General features: G+C 70.2%; 1 protein-coding gene. It reads right to left on the bottom strand.

Annotated elements, in window-relative coordinates; genetic code table 11:
• The coding region (locus tag MXD61_RS05510; RefSeq protein WP_285223160.1) for a type I polyketide synthase at window positions 1-2,580 on the bottom strand (2,580 nt) is incomplete at both ends.

Below are 2,580 nucleotides of genomic sequence, written 5' to 3'. Positions count from 1 at the left end.
GGCGGTGAGGTCGGCGGCGGCGACGGGCCGTGTGGTCAGGGCTCCCAGGGTCAGGACCGGGTCACCGGCCGTGTCCGCGAGGTCCACCGTCAGGCCGCCGGGGCCTGGAGTGGCGCGGACCCGGAGGGCGGTGGCACCGGTTGCGTGCAGGGCGACGCGGTTCCACGCGAACGGCATCAGCACGCTGTCGGTGTCGCCCGGTGGTGTCGCCGCCATCGACAGATGAAGAGCGGCGTCCAAGAGAGCGGGATGGATCCCGTACCCCGACACGTCGGTTCCGGTGTCCTCGGGGAGGGCGACCTCGCCGAACATCACCCCATCACTTGTCCAGGCCGCTGTCAGACCTTGGAACGACGGCCCGTAGGCGTATCCGTGGTCGGCGAGGTTCTCATAGAAGTCCTGGACAGGGATTGGGCGTGCTCCCGGTGGCGGCCACGTTCCCGAGATCGCCGTACCGGTCTGGTCGGCCGCACTCACGGTCGCGGTGAGGAAGCCCTCGGCGTTTCGCCGCCAGTCCTGCGCGCCTGTTGGACGCGAACTCACCGTCACCGGATGGCGTCCAGTGGCGTCGGTGTCGGTGACGTGGACCTGGATTTCGACGCTTCCGGACGCCGGGATCGGCAGGGGCGCGTGGATGATGAGCTCATCCAGGACGGGGCAGTCGATCCGATCTCCCGCGCTGATCGCGAGTTCCACCAGAACCGCACCGGGAACCACGACCGCACCGGCGATCACGTGGTCGGCCAACCACGGATGCGTACTCAGCGACACCTGCCCGGCCAGCATCACCCCGCCGGGCACCTCCACGACCGTGCCCAGCAGCGGATGACCACCCGCCACCTGACCGGCGGCGGGGTTAGGGGCGAGCCAGTAACGATCGCGTTGGAACGGATAGGTCGGCAGCGGAACCACCCGACCCGGCACCTGGGCGCCCGGGATCAGCGTGGCCAGGGCGGTCCGGGTGACCGGCCCCCCAACAGCCCACAGCTCCGCCAGCCCGGCGACGGCGGCAGCCACTTCGGGTTGGTTCCGGCGCGAGAACGCGACGGCCGCCGCGGTCGGGTGGTCGCCAGCCCGAGCCAACGAGGTGAGGCTCCCGTCCGGGCCGATCTCGACCACGAACCCCGCGCCGGTGCCGACCATGGCCTCAGCCAGGGCATCGGCGTAGCGGACCGGTTCGCGGACCTGCCGGACCCAGTACTCCGGGGACATCCACTCTCGTCGTCCGGCCACCGACGGCTCCCGGTAGGCGACGCCGGCCGCCACAGCGGCGAACTCCTCCAACATCGGATCCATCAACGGCGAATGGAACGCATGACTAACCGGCAGAAGCCGCGCCCGGATCCCCGCACCAGCCGCTAGATCGACGATCTCCTCAACCGCGGCCCGCTCTCCGGAGACCGTCACCGCCCGCGGCCCGTTCACCGCCGCGATCCACACCCCGGCCCGGTCGGCCACAAGCCCGGTGACCTGGTCCTCATCGGCGGCCAGCGACGCCATCGCACCCCCGGCCGGGAGTGCCTGCATCAACCGGGCCCTGGCAGCCACCACCCGTGCCGCGTCCCCCAAAGACCACACACCAGCCACGAACGCCGCAGACAGCTCACCGATCGAATGCCCCACCAGCGCATCCGCACGAACACCCCACGACTCCACCAGCCGCCACAACGCGACCTCGAACGCGAACAACACCGACTGCGTGTACAAGGTCTGATCCAACAGACCGGCCAGATCAGAACCCGCATCAGCGAACGCCACCTCCCGAAGAGGGAACCCCGCCACCCCACCCAACTCGGCGTCCAACGCCCCGCACACCTCGTCGAACGCCTCCGCGAACACCGGGAACGCCGCACACAGACCCCGGCCCATACCCGCCCGCTGAGCACCCTGACCCGCGAACGTCAACACCACCGGGCCCCTGCCAGCCGCTCCCGAGGACCCCGCGTCCCCGGCGGCAACGGCTCGCAGCCCCGCCACGGCTTCGTCCCGATCCGCGGCCACCACCGCGGCCCGGAACTCCCACACCGAACGGGACGTCAACAGCGCACGCCCCACATCACTCAGGCTCGACACGGGCTGCTGTTCGAGGAAGTCGGCCAGCTGTCCGGCAGCAGCGCGCAGGCCTTCCGGCGACCGCGCCGACACCACCAACAGCACATCCGAGGGAGACTCGACAGTCGTATCCGTGATGCCAGCGGTGTCGGGGGCTTGTTCGAGGATCACGTGAGCGTTGGTCCCGCTGACTCCGAACGAGGAGACCCCGGCGCGGCGCGGACGGCCGGTCTGCGGCCAGGCCTGTTCCTCGGCCAGGATCCGCACGTTCCCTGCTGTCCAGTCGACCTTCGACGACGGCGTCTCAGCATGCAGAGTCCGGGGCAGGACACCGTGCCGCATCGCCAGAATCATCTTGGCGATCCCGGCGACTCCGGCCGCGGCCTGGGTGTGACCGATGTTCGACTTCACCGACCCCAACCACAACGGCTCCCCGCCCTCACCGCGATCCCCGTACACCGCCAACAGCGCCTGCGCCTCGATCGGATCACCCAAAGCCGTCCCCGTGCCATGAGCCTCGACCGCATC

This window comes from Frankia sp. AgPm24 (assembly GCF_023243055.1).
Lineage (GTDB): Bacteria > Actinomycetota > Actinomycetes > Frankiales > Frankiaceae > Frankia > Frankia umida.
This window is presented reverse-complemented; position numbering and strand designations above follow the sequence as displayed.